16 protein-coding genes are annotated in these 15,076 nt (G+C 69.3%); 6 read left to right on the forward strand and 10 right to left on the reverse strand.

All coding sequences use genetic code 11. From position 1 onward, the window contains the following. Positions 1–110: 110 nt before the first annotated feature. The 5 genes from ACFFJK_RS11510 to ACFFJK_RS11530 form a co-directional block, all read right to left on the reverse strand. Positions 111–3,176, reverse strand: coding sequence for a response regulator (locus ACFFJK_RS11510; protein WP_379679273.1), 3,066 nt, complete (start codon positions 3,174–3,176; stop codon positions 111–113). 19 nt (positions 3,177–3,195) lie between these two features. Beyond that, positions 3,196–3,984, reverse strand: a complete 789-nt coding sequence (locus tag ACFFJK_RS11515; protein ID WP_379679275.1) for a substrate-binding periplasmic protein — start codon at positions 3,982–3,984, stop codon at positions 3,196–3,198. 113 nt (positions 3,985–4,097) lie between these two features. Then, positions 4,098–5,099: a Ppx/GppA phosphatase family protein gene (locus ACFFJK_RS11520; protein WP_379679277.1), complete on the reverse strand. Its 1,002-nt coding sequence runs from the start codon at positions 5,097–5,099 to the stop codon at positions 4,098–4,100. Positions 5,100–5,188: 89 nt separating this feature from the next. Next, positions 5,189–6,361: a GGDEF domain-containing protein gene (locus ACFFJK_RS11525; protein ID WP_379679279.1), complete on the reverse strand. Its 1,173-nt coding sequence runs from the start codon at positions 6,359–6,361 to the stop codon at positions 5,189–5,191. A 9-nt stretch (positions 6,362–6,370) separates the two neighbouring features. Next, positions 6,371–6,646 (reverse strand): hypothetical protein, encoded by a 276-nt coding sequence (locus tag ACFFJK_RS11530; protein WP_379679280.1) that lies wholly within the window; start codon positions 6,644–6,646, stop codon positions 6,371–6,373. Between the two features lie 101 nt (positions 6,647–6,747). Between ACFFJK_RS11530 and ACFFJK_RS11535 the strand changes: the two genes are divergently transcribed. The 3 genes from ACFFJK_RS11535 (at position 6,748) to ACFFJK_RS11545 (ending at position 10,879) form a co-directional block, all read left to right on the forward strand. After that, entirely contained in the window at positions 6,748–7,533 is a 786-nt protein-coding gene (locus ACFFJK_RS11535) for a spermine/spermidine synthase domain-containing protein (protein ID WP_379679282.1), read from the forward strand. A 141-nt stretch (positions 7,534–7,674) separates the two neighbouring features. Next, the gene (locus ACFFJK_RS11540) at positions 7,675–10,530 is read left to right on the forward strand and encodes a bifunctional diguanylate cyclase/phosphodiesterase (RefSeq protein ID WP_379679283.1); all 2,856 of its coding nucleotides are present in this window, start codon (positions 7,675–7,677) and stop codon (positions 10,528–10,530) included. A gap of 133 nt (positions 10,531–10,663) precedes the next feature. Further along, positions 10,664–10,879, forward strand: coding sequence for a hypothetical protein (locus ACFFJK_RS11545; RefSeq protein WP_379679284.1), 216 nt, complete (start codon positions 10,664–10,666; stop codon positions 10,877–10,879). Positions 10,880–11,066: 187 nt separating this feature from the next. Here ACFFJK_RS11545 and ACFFJK_RS11550 read toward each other — a convergent pair whose 3' ends face one another. After that, the gene (locus ACFFJK_RS11550; protein WP_379679285.1) at positions 11,067–11,444 is read right to left on the reverse strand and encodes a hypothetical protein; all 378 of its coding nucleotides are present in this window, start codon (positions 11,442–11,444) and stop codon (positions 11,067–11,069) included. A gap of 62 nt (positions 11,445–11,506) precedes the next feature. Then, on the reverse strand, positions 11,507–11,644 hold the full coding sequence (locus tag ACFFJK_RS11555; RefSeq protein WP_379679286.1) for a hypothetical protein: 138 nt from the start codon (positions 11,642–11,644) through the stop codon (positions 11,507–11,509). A gap of 196 nt (positions 11,645–11,840) precedes the next feature. On the opposite strand from ACFFJK_RS11555, the gene ACFFJK_RS11560 reads away from it, so the two are divergent. Continuing rightward, on the forward strand, positions 11,841–12,038 hold the full coding sequence (locus ACFFJK_RS11560; RefSeq protein ID WP_379679287.1) for a hypothetical protein: 198 nt from the start codon (positions 11,841–11,843) through the stop codon (positions 12,036–12,038). Positions 12,039–12,089: 51 nt separating this feature from the next. Here the strand turns inward: ACFFJK_RS11560 and ACFFJK_RS11565 are convergent, their stop codons facing one another. Continuing rightward, complete coding sequence (locus tag ACFFJK_RS11565; RefSeq protein ID WP_379679288.1) at positions 12,090–12,287, reverse strand: hypothetical protein; 198 nt, start codon at positions 12,285–12,287, stop codon at positions 12,090–12,092. Positions 12,288–12,366: 79 nt separating this feature from the next. Continuing rightward, positions 12,367–12,552 carry a hypothetical protein gene (locus ACFFJK_RS11570; RefSeq protein ID WP_379679290.1) on the reverse strand — a complete coding sequence of 62 codons (186 nt, stop codon included), beginning with the start codon at positions 12,550–12,552 and terminating at the stop codon, positions 12,367–12,369. Positions 12,553–12,686: 134 nt separating this feature from the next. Between ACFFJK_RS11570 and ACFFJK_RS11575 the strand changes: the two genes are divergently transcribed. Next, complete coding sequence (locus tag ACFFJK_RS11575; RefSeq protein ID WP_379679292.1) at positions 12,687–13,607, forward strand: alpha/beta hydrolase; 921 nt, start codon at positions 12,687–12,689, stop codon at positions 13,605–13,607. On the opposite strand, the gene ACFFJK_RS11580 is transcribed toward ACFFJK_RS11575, so the two are convergent. Beyond that, positions 13,604–13,900 carry a 2Fe-2S iron-sulfur cluster-binding protein gene (locus ACFFJK_RS11580; RefSeq protein ID WP_379679662.1) on the reverse strand — a complete coding sequence of 99 codons (297 nt, stop codon included), beginning with the start codon at positions 13,898–13,900 and terminating at the stop codon, positions 13,604–13,606. The two genes, ACFFJK_RS11575 and ACFFJK_RS11580, sit on opposite strands and share 4 nt — an antisense overlap. Positions 13,901–14,023: 123 nt before the next feature. Between ACFFJK_RS11580 and ACFFJK_RS11585 the strand changes: the two genes are divergently transcribed. Further along, positions 14,024–15,046, forward strand: a complete 1,023-nt coding sequence (locus ACFFJK_RS11585; RefSeq protein WP_379679293.1) for a L,D-transpeptidase family protein — start codon at positions 14,024–14,026, stop codon at positions 15,044–15,046. The last annotated feature ends 30 nt before the right edge of the window (positions 15,047–15,076 follow it).

Here is a 15,076-nt window from a genome sequence, read left to right on the forward strand (position 1 = left end):
ATCGTTCAACAAGCTAAACAATATAGTCGATATGGCGTGATGCTGCCAAGGGCGCGCGGTCAGGCGAACGCCGGCCGGGTTTCATGCCCACGTCCGGCCGCTGCCACCAGTCATCCGTGTTGCGCGATGGAGGCCGTCCCGCCACTGTGGTGGGCCAGCACGGCGCGCGCTTCCTCGAATTCATAACGCGACAGGTGCGCTTCCAGGCGCGCCAGTGCGCCCGGGCCGAGCAGGCGCCCCAGTGGGGCGCGCACGTTGTCGAAATAATCGGTGGCTTCGCCCGAGAACTCGGCCAGCATGGCGTCGAGCCGGGCGGCCGCGCCGGCAGCCGCGTCCTGGGCCTGCTCCGGCGCGGCGGCGACCGCCCCGGCTCCGGCGGCATCGGCTGCGGCGTTAACAAAGTAGCGGTCGAGCGCGTCCACCAGGCCGGCGAGCGCGTGTTCGAGCGCCGCGGTGCTGCGCGCGAGGCTGTCCAGGTCAGGCGTCGGGCGCCCCGCTTCATGCTCGATTTCCTGGGCCAGCGCCTGCAGCTCGCGCGCCCCGATGTTGCCGCCCACGCCGCGCAGCATGTGCGCGCGGCTGGCGACGTCGCGCAGGCGGCCCGCGTCGAGGTCGGAGCGGATATTGCAGCCGGCGTCGCGCTGCGACATGCGGAAGCGCTCCAGCAGCTCGATGTACAGCCCGCCGTTGCCGCCGACATTGCGCAGCCCGAAGCCCGGGTCGATGCCGCCCAGGCCCGCCAGCCGCGCCAGCTCCGTCCCCAAAGGCGCGGTCGCGGGCAGCGCGCTGCGCGGAGGCAGCGCCTTGCCGAGCCAGCGCGCCAGGGTGGCGTACAGCTTTTCCGGATCGACCGGCTTGGTGATGTAATCCTGCATCCCCTCGCTCAGGCAGCGTTCGCGGATCTCGGCCAGCGCGTGCGCCGTCATCGCAATGACCGGCAGCTCGTCGAAGCGCGGGTCCTGGCGCAGCTCCACCGTGGCGGCGTGGCCGTCGAGCTGCGGCATTTCGAGGTCCATCAGCACCAGGCGATAGGCGTGCGGGCCGGCCTCGGACAGCCTGTCGAGCGCTTGCCGGCCGTTGGACGCGATGTCGACGTCGATGCCCTGCGACTCGAGCAGTTCGCGCGCGATCTGCTGGTTGACCAGGTTGTCCTCGACCAGCAGCACGCGCGCATGGTGGGAATACGGGCGCGCGCCGCCGGCGTCGCCGGTGTCGCGCGCCCCAGCGCCGAACAGCTTGGAAAGCGACTGCGACAGCGCCGACTGCACGAAAGGCTTGAACAGGAAGCCGTCGACGCCAGCCTCTTCGGCGCGCGCCTGCACGTCGTCGCGACCGAAGGGCGTGATCAGGACCGTGAGCGGCGGCTTGCCCAGCTCCGGGCTGCCCTTGGTGCGGCGCACCAGTTCGATGCCGTCCATGCGCGGCATGCTGCAGTCGGTCAGCACCAGCGCGTACGGCGCCCCGGCCGCGTCGGCGGCATGGATCGCGCCCTGCGCATGGCGCGCATCGGACGCGCACTCCACCCGCAGCGGCAACGCGGCCAGCGCTTCGCGCAGCACCGCGCGCGCCAGTACGCTGTCGTCCACCACCAGCACGCGCGCCCCGGCCAGCTCGGGCGGCGCCACCAGAGTCGACTCCGCTTCGCCCGAGAGCGCGAAGTCGAGGTCGAAATGGAAGGTGGCGCCGGCGCCGGGCGTACTGTCGACCGCGATGCGCCCACCCATCAGGCCTACCAGCTGCTGCGAGATCGACAGGCCCAGGCCGGTGCCGCCGAACTCGCGCGTGGTCGAACCGTTGGCCTGGCTGAAGGCGCGGAACAGCTTGGCCTGCTGTTCCTCGCCGATGCCGATGCCGGTGTCGCTCACCGCGAACCGCAGGCGCACCCGGCCGGCCGGCGTGCCTTTCAGCGGGATGCACGACAGCTGCAGCTCGCCACTGGGCGTGAACTTGACCGCGTTGTTGACCAGGTTGATGAGGACCTGGCCGAGGCGCAACGGGTCGCCGACCAGCTTGCGCGGCACCACGTGCGGCACGTGGAACAGGTACTCGAGGCGCTTGTCGGCCGCGCGCTGGCTGGTCACGCTGGCGACGTTGCCCAGCACTTCGTCCAGGCAGAACGGCACCTGCTCGACCTCGAGCTTGCCGGCCTCGATCTTGGAGAAGTCGAGGATGTCATTGATGATTCCCAGCAGCGACAGCGCGGCGCGGTGGATCTTGCCGACGTAGTCCTGCTGCTTGGGATCGAGGTCGGTGCGCAGCGCCAGGTAGGCCATGCCGATGATCGCGCTCATCGGCGTGCGGATCTCGTGGCTCATGTTTGCCAGGAACTCGGACTTGGCGACGTTGGCGGCTTCGGCGCGCAGGTTCGACTGCGTCAGTTCCTCGGTGCGGGCGGCGATCTTCTGTTCCAGGTCTTCGTTGAGCTCGCGCAACTGCTGCTCGATGCGGCTCTTCTCGCGCAACAGGCCGTTGGTCACCTGCTCGGCCTGGCGCAGGCGGTTCAGGGTATCGCGGAAGCTGCGTACCGCCGACGACAGGCGCCCGACCTGGTCGCGCCGGCCGATGCCCGACAGGCGGATGTCGGTTTCGCCGCGCGCGAGTTTTTCGAGCGCGTCCTGGATGTCGGCAAAGGGCTGCGACATGCGGCGCCCGACCACGAACACGCAGCCGACGATGGCCAGCGTGAGCAGGATGTTGGCCGCGGCCGTATGCACGATCTGGCGCTGCAGGTCGCGGTCGACCTGCTCGCGCGAGAATGCCAGCTCGATGGCCCCGACCGCATAGGCCCGGGTGCCGTCGTTGTAGCTGATGCGGCGGCGCACGCGCACCGCCGCTTCGCCGTCCTCGCGCCCGGGGGCGTGGCCGAGCGCCGCCAGCAGGGTGCCGTCCGGCGCCAGCACGCGCAGGGTCTGCACGTCGGGCGTCGCGCCGAGCGCGTCGACCACCGAGGACACGGCGGCGCTGTTGATGTCGAACAGCGGACGCGCCAGCGCGTGCGCCAGCACGCTGGCCTGGCGCTCGACCCGCTCCTGCAGGCGCGCATCGGCCTCGAGGCGCAGCGTGTGCAGCGTGTAGGTCGTGAACACCCCGGTGGACAGCGCGACGGCGAGCACGATCCCGGCGCCGAGCCGGAACACGATGTTCTGGCGCCAGTTGTCGACGAGGCGGCGCGGCACCAGGCGCACGCGGCGAGGGCTAATAGCCGCCCCCCAGCTGCATGCGTTCGCGCTCGCGCTTGCGGTAGGCGGGGCTGGTACGCACTTCCTCGACCGCATCCCACAGCCGCGCCGCCAGCTGCGGCCGGCTCGCCATGAAGGCATGCGATAGTACGAGGTAGTACGGCTTTTCGATCAGCGGCACCGGCGCGATCTCGAGGCGGGCGCCGAGCGGGCCGCGCAGCAGGCGGGTCGCATCGCCGCCGCCCATGGCCGCGCCGGCCAGCCGCCCCGCGATCAGCTTGCGCGCCAGCTCGTCCGAGCGCTGGCTGCCCTCGTCCACGGCCACGCCTTGTGCGCGCAGGAAGTCGCCCACCGAGTAGCCGAGCTGGAAGCCGATGCGCCCGTCGAGGTTGAGGAAGGACTTGCCGTTCCAGTCGAGCCGGCTGCCCTTGCGGCGCACGAGCAGGTAGGAATCGGTATGCATGCGCTTGCTCGGGTCGGCCTGCGCGTCTCCGGCCGCGCCGCCGGCACCGGGGTAGGCGCCGAGCGACTTGCGCTCGCGGTTATGGCTCACGGCAAAGGCCCCGCCCACCTGGTTCGACTTGAGCTGCTCCAGGCAGCGCTTCCACGGCATGCTCTGGTAATCGAAGGTGACCCCGGTTCGCCTGGCGACTTCGGCCAGCAGCTCGAAATTCAGCCCGCCGCCATCCAGCGTGCGCCAAGGCTGCACTTCCTGGCGCTCGAAGCACAGGGTGATGCGCTGGTCCGGCGCCGCATGGGCAAGCGCACAGCCGGCGGCCAGGGCGGCGAAGAGGGAGCGGCGCATGAGTAGTCCGGATACGGCATGGTTAATTGAACAACAGAAGTATGCCACCAGAAGTTTCCAAACAACAGCAAAAAGTGGTCGTCGAAATGGAAAACGACACGCCGGCGCCGGGCTCAGGCCAGGCGCGCAAGCGCGGGCGGGCGCGGCTGCGCGGCGCCAGGCGTGGCGGCGGCACGGGTGGCCACGAAGGCGCGCCGGTGCAGGTCCCACAGAGCCCCCACGCGCAGGCCGGCCTGGGCCGGCACTACCTCGTCGATGGCGCATTCCTCCACCAGCGCGAGCAGCAGCGCCAGGCCACCGGCCAGGTGCGGGGCGCGGGCGGCGGCCGGCCAGGCCAGGCGGATGCGCGCCACGTGGCCCGCGTCGACGAAGCGCCGGCGCAACTCGCGCAGGCAGGCATGCGTCAGGCGCCCGCCGTCGAATCCATCCTCCAGCGCGATCTCGGCCAGGGCCCGCACCGTGCCGCAGGCGCCCCAGGCCAGCGGCCAGCGCCGCTCGCCGGGAGCCTTGCCGGCGAAGCGGCTGCGGCCGGAGCGCACCGCGGCGTCGAAGCACGCGGCGTCGATGCGGCCGTCGGCAAAGAAGCTCAGGCTCTGGCGCACCGCACCGACCGGGAAGGATTCGATCTGCTCGACCTGCAAACCCCGTCCCAGCACCAGTTCGGTCGAGGCGCTGCCGATGTCCAGCACCAGGCGGGGGCCGCCGTCGCCATCGCCAAGCGTGCTGGCCACGCCGGTATAGACCAGGCGCCCGGCCTCGTCGCCATTGATGCATTCGATCGGACGCCGCAGCGCCCTTTCTGCGGCGGGCAGGAAGAGCTGCGCGTTGCGCGCCATCGGGTTGGCCGCGCCGAACGCCGCGGTGGCGACCGCGCGCACGGCCTGCGGGCGCCAGGCGTCGAGGGCCAGGGCGAATTCGCGCAGGCAGGCCAGCGCGCGCCGCATCGCGGCCTCGCACAGGCTGCCGTCCTCATCGAACGAGGCGGCCAGCCGGACAGGTTCGGCCAGCGTCGCCTCCAGCAGCAATTCGCCGTGCTCGATGCGTCCGACGTGCAGGCGAAAACTGCCGGAACCCAGTTCGACGGCGGCGTAGCGGGGGAAGTCGGGTGAAGTCATGGTGGCGGTCCTGCAGCAGGGATGCCGCAGGATACGCCGCCGGGATGACAGCCGTGTGACGCGGGATGCGGCTGCATCCCCATGCGACGTCAGGTCTCGACCGGGGCCGGCACCGCCTGGCTGACGCGGTTGCGCCCTGCCCGCTTGGATGCCTGCAGCGCGTCGTCGGCACGCTGGAACAGGGTGACCGTGCTGTCCTCGGGACGGATCACGGTGACGCCGAAGCTGGCGGTCATGGCGATCATGGCACGCTCGCTCTTGACCGGCGAACTGGCGATCGCGGCGCGGATGCGCTCGGCCACCAGGCTCGCTTCGTCGAGGTTGGTGCGCGGCAGCAGGATCGCGAACTCGACCCCCACCAGGCGCCCGACCAGGTCGGAATCGCGCAGCTGGCGCTTGCACAGCTCCACCACGTGGCGCAGCACGGCGTCGCCGGCCGGATGGCCATAACCGTCGTTGACGCGTTTGAAGCCGTCGAGGTCGAGCACCACCAGCGCGGTCGGCAGCCCCGGGCGGCGCGCCAGCGCCATCCACGGGGCCAGTGCATTGAAGAAGCCGCGCCGGTTCGGCACATTGGTGAGCGGGTCCACGACTTCCAGGCGGGCCAGTTCGCGCCCGGCGCGCTCGCGCGCCAGCAGGAGCACGCCGAAACCGTTGGCCAGCATCAGGAGGTAGAGCGCCGCGCCGGAAAGCTGGCGCAGCAACTCGCTCGAGAGCCAGCGCCAGCCGCCCGGCAGCAGCAGCACCGACAGTCCGCGCGCCGCCACCACCAGCGCCAGCACCGCGGTGGCCAGCGCCAGGAAACGCTGCAGCAGGCTGGCTTCGCGCCACCTGGCGCCCAGCGCCAGCGCGGCGGCAAGGTAGAAGGCCCCCAGCAGCAGCGAGGCGGCAACGCTGCGCAGCCCCTGCTCGTCGATCAGGTAGCACACGAAGAATGCCAGGATCGCCAGCCCGCACAGCACCAGGGCGGGGCGGGGCCAGCCGGGGTGCCCGGCCTCTTCCCAGGCGGCGCCCGCCTCGATGGCGACGCCGGCGAACAGCAGCGCGTAACCACCCGGCAGCGCCAGCGCCTCGGGCACCACGCCCAGGCCGCCCAGCGCCAGCACGGTCCAGGCGCCGGCCTGCACCTGCTTGGACAGCGCCCACGCCGCCCAGGAGGGCGGGCGCACGGGGCCGTGGTCGAAGAAAGTCAGCACCGCGCACAGGGCAAGGTTGCCCAGGGCCAGCACCAGCACCATCGTGGTCGCATCCAGGTTCATCATCGGTTCAGCTCAAAACTCGTGTTCCACCAGGGTGGTGCCGTCGCCCACCTTGCTGGCCCAGGCGCGCACGAAATACGCCTGTTCCTCAAGACTCGGCGGCGCGTGCCAGAACACGATCAGGGTGCCCTTGTGGTCGTGGATCTGGGCCAGCTTGTCGACGAAACCCGCATTCCCGGCACTGTCGGCCAGGGCCATCGCATATCCATACACGCGCTGCAGGCGCTCGATCCGGTCCGGCCCGGTCTGGACGTCGGTGGCGGTGATGCTGGGATGGTCCAGGAACATGGGACGTTCGGCGCGTTCGCGGTTGTTCGAATGGTCAGCTTATCAGAAAGCGATGCCGTACAACAAGCCACGTCCATGGGGCGGGCCGGTATACTGGCGCCATGTCAGCGCCCCCCGACGACCACGCCGCCGATGCCGACCCTGCCCCGCTGGTGCGGACCGAGGGCGACCGCCGCACCCTCGAGTTCACGCCCGGCGACATCCAGAGCGAAATGCGGCTGTCGCGCCCGGACGCGCTGGTGCTGGCCTATGCGCGCGCCATGATGTGCTTCGTGTTCCTCGCGCCGCGCCCGCGCCACATCGTCATGGTCGGGCTGGGCGGCGGTTCGCTGGCCAAGTTCTGCCATCGCCACTTCCCGCAGGCCCGTATCACGGTGCTGGAAGTGCGTGCCGACGTCATCGCGCTGCGCGGGCAGTTCCACGTCCCGCCCGACGACGCCCGGCTGCGCGTGCTGCATTGCGATGCAGCCGAGTGGCTGGCCCAGGCGGCGCAGCTCGGGCCGCTTGCCGACGTGCTCCTGGTCGACGGCTTCGACGCCCGGGGGCTGCCTTCGACGCTGTCGAGCGCCGCCTTCTATGCCGATTGCCGGCGCGCACTACGCCCGGGTGGCATCCTGGTCGCTAACATTTTTACCTATGACCCCGATTATGTGACTGCGGTGCAACGCTTGCGCCAGGCCTTCGGGGGGCGCCTGTGCTGGCTGGCCGGCATCGCCGGCAACAACCAGATCCTGTTCGCCCAGCGCCCCGCTGCGCGGGAAGCGGCGCCTGGCCGCGCCTTGCGCTTCCTGCGCGACAGCCTGCGCAACCGCGGCCTTGGCGCCGGCTGGCTCAACGCCCTGCTGGCGCGGCTGACCGTTGCATGGCTGGGTTGGCGCCGGCACTGAGGGCGCATCGGCAGCGTCCGGCCGACACCGCGACAATACATTTTGTTTGCGGAAACCCGTCCGAATGTGACACACTTCACGTATTAGTGCCTGCTGGCAAGCCTTCTTTTCGGTAACCATCTCGACCCTCTGGATCCGTTTATGTCGCGTCGCCGTCCGTCCTTGTCGCTTACCCTTGCGGCGGCCCTCACGCTCGGGGGCGGCCTTGCCGTGTCCGGCGCCCTGTTCCTGGGGGTGAGCCACCTCGAGTACGACAACATGGCGCTGGCCTTCGCCCAGCGCTCGGACGAGCGCGTGGCGGCGGTGCGCCAGGGAATCGACCAGGCGGTCGAGCTGCTGACCGTGACCAACCAGCTGTTCGCGCGCGGCGAACCGGTCAGCCGCGAGCACTTCCACGACTTCACGGCCGCCCTGCTGCAGCGCCACCGCTACATCCAGGCCTTCAATTTCCACCGTTCGGTACCGGGCGACGCCCGCGCGGCAATGGAACGCGAGCTGCAACGCGTCCGCCCCGGCACCGTGTTCACCGAACTGCGCCCGGACGGCCTGGTCACCGCCCCGCAGCGCGAGCGCTACCACATCGTCGACTACATCGAGCCGATGGCCGGCAACGAGCGCGCCTTCGGCCTGGACATCGGTACGAACACGAAGGTCATGAGCGCGCTGAAGCTCGCCCGTGGCGAAGGCCGCGCCGTGGCGACCGACCTGTTCCAGCTGGCGCAGGACCCCAGGCCGCAGCCGACGTTCGAGCTCATCATGCCGGTGCTCGACCGGCAGGGCGCCCTGGTCGGCGATACCGCGGTGGTCATCCGCGGCCCGGAGCTGGTGCGCGCTTCGCTGGAAGGGGCCGACCTGCTGAATTCGCGCGAAGCGTCGGCCAGCATCTTCGTGTCGGTGTATGCCGGCGACCGCCCCGATCCCGCCACCCTGCTGTTCTCGACCGGCGACACCGGCGCGGCCGCGGACGGCTGGCTGGACGGCTTCCTGGCGCCCGGCCAGCCGGACCGGAGCAGCACCGTGCTGCGCATCGCCGGCAAGCCCTGGCGCATCGAGGTCGCTGCGGCCCCGCGCCCCTTCCTGCAGGACCATATGGCCTCGACCGCCCTGCTGGTGGGCGGCATCCTGATGACGCTGATGGGCACGGCCTTCGTGCAGGCCTCGGGCCAGCGCACGCGCCGCGTGCAGCAGCTGGTGCGCCAGCGCACCGCCGACCTGCGCCGCACCAATCGCCGCCTGGTCGAGGACATGGCCGCGCGCGAACGCGCCGAACGCGCGCTGCAGCAGAGCGAACAGCGCTTCCGCCAGCTGGTGTCGATGTCCTCGGACTGGTACTGGGAGCAGGACCGCGACCTGCGCTTCACGATGGTCACCGGCGGCTTCACCGAGAAGGCCGGGGTGGCGGTCGAGACCGTGCTCGGCAAGACGCGCTGGGAATACGTGCCCTCGCTGCTGGAGACCGAAGCCGGCCGCGCCCACATCGCCCAGGTCAAGGCGCACGAGCCCTTCGCCAACCTCGAATACCAGGTCGTCGACGAACATGGCGACACGCGCTGGTTCTGCGTCAACGGGCAGCCGGTGTTCAACGACGAAGGCGCCCTGCTGGGCTACCGCGGCACCGGCAGCGACATCACCGAACGCAAGCTGACCGAACAGCGCGTGCACCACGTGGCCCAGCACGACGTACTGACCGGCCTGCCGAACCGCTCGCTGCTGCAGGACCGCCTCGGCCAGGCGATCGCCTATGCCAACCGCAGCGGCCACGCGATGTGGGTGATGCTGATCGACCTCGACCGCTTCAAGTTCGTGAACGATTCGATGGGACACAAGGCCGGCGATGTGCTCCTGATGACGGTGGCGGCGCGCCTGACCTCCTCGCTGCGCGACACCGACACCGTGGCGCGCCTGTCGGGCGACGAATTCGTCGTGATCCTGTCCGAACACAGCGACGCCCCGCTGGCCCCCGAGATCGTGCAGCGGGTGATGGATTCGGTGGCCCAGCCGGTCATGCTCGGCACCAAGGAATTCTTCGTTACCTGCTCGATCGGCGTGGCCGTCTACCCGAGCCAGGGCACGCCGGCCGACAGCCTGATCGAGCACGCCGACATCGCCATGTATCGGGCCAAGAAACTGGGCCGCAACAACTTCCAGTTCTACACCCCGGCGATGAACGAGGAATCGATGGAACGCGTGCGCATCGAGGGCGCGCTGCGCAATGCGCTGGAACGCAATGAATTCGTGCTGCACTACCAGCCGCAGGTGGACCTGAAGAGCGGCCGCATCGTCGGCATGGAAGCCCTGATCCGCTGGAAGCACCCGGAACTGGGCATGGTGCCACCCGGCCGCTTCATCGGCATCGCCGAGGAAACCGGCCTGATCGTCCAGATCGGCGCCTGGGTGATGCGCACCGCCTGCGCCCAGAACAAGGCCTGGCAGGATGCCGGCCTGGGCAAGCTGCGCGTGGCGGTCAACCTGTCGGCGCGCCAGTTCGGCGCCGCCGACCTGATCGCCAGCCTGGAATCGGTGCTGCAGGATACGGCGCTGGATCCGGCCTGCCTGGAGATCGAGCTGACCGAGAGCCTGTTCATGAGCGACATCGCGCCGGCCGTGGAGATCCTGCACCGCATGAAGTCGCTCGGCGTGAACCTGTCGATCGACGACTTCGGCACCGGTTATTCGAGCCTGTCCTACCTGTCGCGCTTCCCGATCGACGTGCTGAAGATCGACCGCTCCTTCGTTGCCGACATCACCCACGACGCCAACGACGCGGCGATCGTCACCTCGATCATCGCCCTGGCCCACAACCTGAAGCTGGCGGTGATCGCGGAAGGCGTCGAAACCGCCGAGCAGCTCGACTACCTGCGCAGCCGTGGCTGTGACGAAATGCAGGGATATTTCTTCAGCAAACCGCTGCCTGCCGCCGAGTTCGAAGCGCTGCTGCGCCAGCACAGCGCACTGCCCGCGCCCGCGGCGGCCGAGCCCGAACCCGCGCTGGCCTGAACGGTTCCAGCAAAACCATCGCAATAGTGGTGCTGCGTAACGGTTAAAACCATTTATTTGTAGCTATTTCAATATTGTTGGCTTTAGAATAGCTGTATCTATTTGGCAACCCATTCGACGGACACGTATGATCATGAACGACACAGGTGAACTGGCCCCGGCGAGCGACACCACCAGCGTCCGGCGCCAGCGCACCGACATCCGCACGCGCGACCTGATCAACCAGGCGGTCGCCTCGGTACCGACGCTCGGCCTGCAGCGCGCAGCCGAATTCCTGGCGACCATGAACGTACCGGCGGAAGTGGCGGTGCGGGTGCTGGTGTATCCGAACCGCCGGCGCGCGAACTAAGTACTCACCCATAAATAAATGTGTTCTTGGCTGCCATAACCGGCGGGCTGCTGCGTTGGCTCCTGCTTGCAGTGCTCGCACTGCGGCGCACTCGCCGCCTTGCATCGCATCCGGTTCTGTTTGCCAAAATTCACATTTATTTCTCGTCGAGTACTTAGGCGCCGGCAAGTTCTCCCGATGCAGCGCCCTAGCGGCGCTGTTGTTGTTGCTGGTGCGTGATGTCGGCGAGCGACTCGCGGCCTTTGTCGGTCAGGCCGTAGCCGCCGGCCTCGAGCGGCACGATGTGCGCCTTGATACTCAGGAAGCGCGCCACGTCGGCGTCGACGGGGGCCTGCGGGTCGGACGACAGCGCCGCCAACGTCTGCACGCAGCGGCGCAGGAACAGCGCCTGCTGTCCCTTTTCGGTCAGCAGGATGCGCCCGTCGCGGGCGAATTCCAGCATTTTCAATCCCGACAGGCGCTTGGCGTTGCGCCCCACGCAGGCGGTCGCGGTATCGCGGCGGGTGCCGCGGCGAACCAGTTCGAGGGCGTCGTATTCGTCTGTCGTCAGTTGTTCGTTCTTCATTCCTGCTTTCACATCGACCAAGGCGCGCCATGGTAACCGGCGCGCCGGCCGAGGGCAAGCACTCAGCGCACCGCGCGCAGCGCCAGCCAGCCCAGCCCGGCGCTTGCCGCGAGGCCGAGCGCCAGCGCCAGCTGCGCGCGGCGCGAGTGGTACAGCGGGCGGCGCCCCAGGTAGATGGTGTTGTACAAGGTATGGCCCATGGTCTCCTCCGTGTCGGGACAGGATCGATTATAGGCAGCGGAACATGTCGCGATCATGACATGGATTAGCTGCGGGATTGCTGCGGACTGCGTCCGTATCCGGCTCGCCGCCTGCGCGGCCGGGGTGTAGCGCGCGCCGAGGCCCGGGTTGCCCTGTTAGGATCACCAGACATCGACAACCCTACCGGAGCACAGCATGAATGACCCGACTCGCAAGGTCGATCCCGCATCGAAAGGCCCCAACGTGTACTACGAATCCGATATCGGCAGCGGCGAAAAGTCGCCGGGCGAACTCGAAACCGAAGAAATGATCCGCCAGATTCCGCCCCTGCCCGCCTCGGGCGACAAGCAGGACAAGGAACCCTCTTCGGCGCCAAGCGGGGCCGGCGCCTGATCCACCTGCGTGTCCCGCGTCATGCGGGACATGTCATTCCCTCGCCTGCCGTCAGCCTGCCCGGATCGGCGGCTCGGGGAAGCGCGGCTCCTCGACCGGCGCATTGACCGGGTCTGGGACGTCGTCCGGCACCGGCGGCCTGGAGGGATCCGGCACCGGGCGCGGGTCCGGCGATTCCGGGTCGGGGGTACTGTGGGCGTGCACGGGGGGTGAACCGTGCAGCTTGGCGTCATCTGCAAGCGTCGTCATGGTCAGCCTCTCGGTTTTTCGTGGAAAATGGGCGTAGCGCCCGTGGAACGGCGGGCATCGCGCCCGCCGGGAGCAGGCCTCAGCGGCGATGCTTCTGCTTGGCGCCGCCACCGGCGCCCTCGCCCTTGCCGGCCTTCACATTCGACATGTGGTTGTGGCTGCTCTTGTCGGTGTTCTTGCCTGCGCGCTGCTTGGCCAGTTCTTCTTCGGACATGTTGTCCGACTGCTTGCTCTCTGGGCTACCACCGGATTTCGATTGGCTCATGCTCATTCCTCCATGCTGAAATAAAAGGTTGGCGTTGGTGCGCAGCCTAGCATGGATGCCCGGCCGGGGTATTCAATCGTGCGGCACAGCCCGGCCTCGGCTATAGTGGCTGTCCGACCGCTTTTCCATCGATCATGAACGTCCGACGACTCCTGCTGGCCGCCCTGTTTGCGGGCGGCGTCCACGCCTGCGCCCTCGCCGCCACCCCGATGAAGCTTGCCGACTACCTGGCCCTGGATGGTCCCGCCCCGTCTGCCCGCTACGCCTACGGCGAGGCGCCGTCGCAGTATGCCGAGCTGTTCCTGCCGGCCGGCGATGGCCCGTTCCCGGTCGCGGTCCTGGTCCATGGCGGCTGCTGGACCAGCAAGTTCGGCGGCATCACCCAGCTGCGCAACATGGCGGGCGCCCTCGCCGGCCGCGGCATCGCGGTCTGGAACGTGGAATACCGCCGCACCGACGAAGCCGGCGGCGGCTATCCCGGCACCTACCAGGACATGCATGCCGCCCTCGACCTGCTGGCAAAACAGGGGGCGCGCCACAGGCTCGACCTGGACCGGCTGGTCGCGGTCGGCCATTCGGCCGGCGGGCAACTGGTGCAGTGGCTGGCCGGGCGCGGCCGCATCCCGGCCGGCAGCCCGCTGCACCGCCCGGGCGGGCTCAAGGTTCCCGCCGTGGTCAGCCTCGGCGGCCTGGCCGACCTGCGCAACGAGGCGGCCCTGATCAAAGCCAACTGCGGGCGCGACACCGTGGAACTGGCCGGCCTGCCAGGCCCCGGCCGGCCGGACGTGTTCGCCGACACCAATGCGGCGGAACTGGTGCCGAACGGCAGCCGGACCTTCCTGGTCACGGGCGAGCTGGACACGATCTCGCCGCCGCGCGTGGCGCATGACTATGCGGCCCGGGTGCGCAAGGCCGGCGACCATGCCGAAGTCGTGATCCTGCCCGGCGCCAGCCACTACGACGAAGCGGCGGCGACGTCCTTCGCCTGGCCGCAGGTGCTCGGCGTGATCGAACGCGCGCTCGGGATGCCTGCCGCCGCACCGGCGACACGCTAGGAGCCTGGCACGCGGCGCGCCAGCGGCGCCTCGATCTCGAGGTCGCTGCGCGCCACCGCCACGCAAGGCAGGATCCAGCCTTCGCGCTTCTCGTCGAAGGACAGGCCCGGCCACTCGATCAGGTGCGCCGCTGCGCCACTGCGCAGGCGGCAGATGCAGGTGCGGCAGGTACCGTTGCGGCAGGAACTCGGCAGCTCGACGCCGGCGGCTTCGGCCGCTGCCAGGAGACTGGTGGCGCCGTCCGCCTCGAAACGGATGCCGCCCGGGAGCAGCACGATGGTATGGCTCGTCATGCCGTGATTGTAGCGCCGCCCGGTGCAGCCGGCCCCGGGTTGCTTGAGTTCGTTCACGCACAGACCTGTCCTTACTGCACTACTAATCTGAGGTTTCCAGAGCAAGCATTGCAGGAAGCCAAAATGAGACCATCGCACACCCTCCCCATCCTCCTCGCCGCCCTGCTGGGCGCCCTGCCACTGGCCCAGGCCCGGCAAGCCGTGCCGGCGCCGGCCGCGCCCCAGGCCGCCCAACAGGCGCAGCCCATGGGCCAGCCCCAGCAAGCCGTCGCACCGGTCGATGCGGCCGCCGCCAAGCAGGCCGAATTCGAACGCCTGCTGCACGCCCAGGTGCTGCTCGACCGCGCGCGCTTCTCGCCGGGCGAGATCGACGGCGCCTACGGTTCCAACATGCGCCAGGCCCTGAACACCTTCCAGGCCGCGCGCAACCTGCCGGTGACCGGCGTCCTCGACGAGGCCACCTGGAATGCACTGAACACCGACCGTACGCCTCCCCTCGCGACCCATACCCTGACCGACGCCGACGTGGCCGGACCGTTCCGCCCGATCCCCGAAGACATGATGGAAAAGGCCAAGCTGCCGGCGCTGGGCTACGCAAGCGTGCTGGAAGGCCTGGGCGAGCGCTTCCATGCCAGCCCGGCCCTGCTCGAACGCCTCAATCCGGGCAAGAACTTCGGCCGCGCCGGCGAACAGATCGTGGTGCCGAACGTCGGCGGCCTGCCGCCCTTGCCGCGCGCCGCGAAGGTGGTGGTCAGGGACAAGGCCAAGGTGCTGCAGCTGTACGACGCCAATGGCACCCTGCTGGCCCAATACCCTGCTTCGACCGGCAGCGACAAGGACCCGCTCCCGCTGGGCACGTGGAAGATCACGGGCGTGCACGCGAACCCGGTCTACCACTACAACCCCAAGCTGTTCTGGGATTCCGAGCCGGGCGACAAGAAGGCCAAGGTCCAGCCGGGCCCGAACAACCCGGTCGGCGTGGTCTGGATCGGCCTGTCCAAGCCACATTACGGGATCCACGGCACCCCGGTGCCGGGGCACGTCGGCAAGACCGAGTCGCATGGCTGCATCCGCCTGACCAACTGGAGCGCCGCCGACGTCGCGGCAGCCGTGGCGGCGGATGTCGAGGTCGTGCTGCAGGAATAAGCGCGCCCGGCAGGCATCCCGGTGCAAGGC

This window comes from Massilia consociata (genome assembly GCF_042432755.1).
GTDB lineage: Bacteria > Pseudomonadota > Gammaproteobacteria > Burkholderiales > Burkholderiaceae_D > Telluria > Telluria consociata.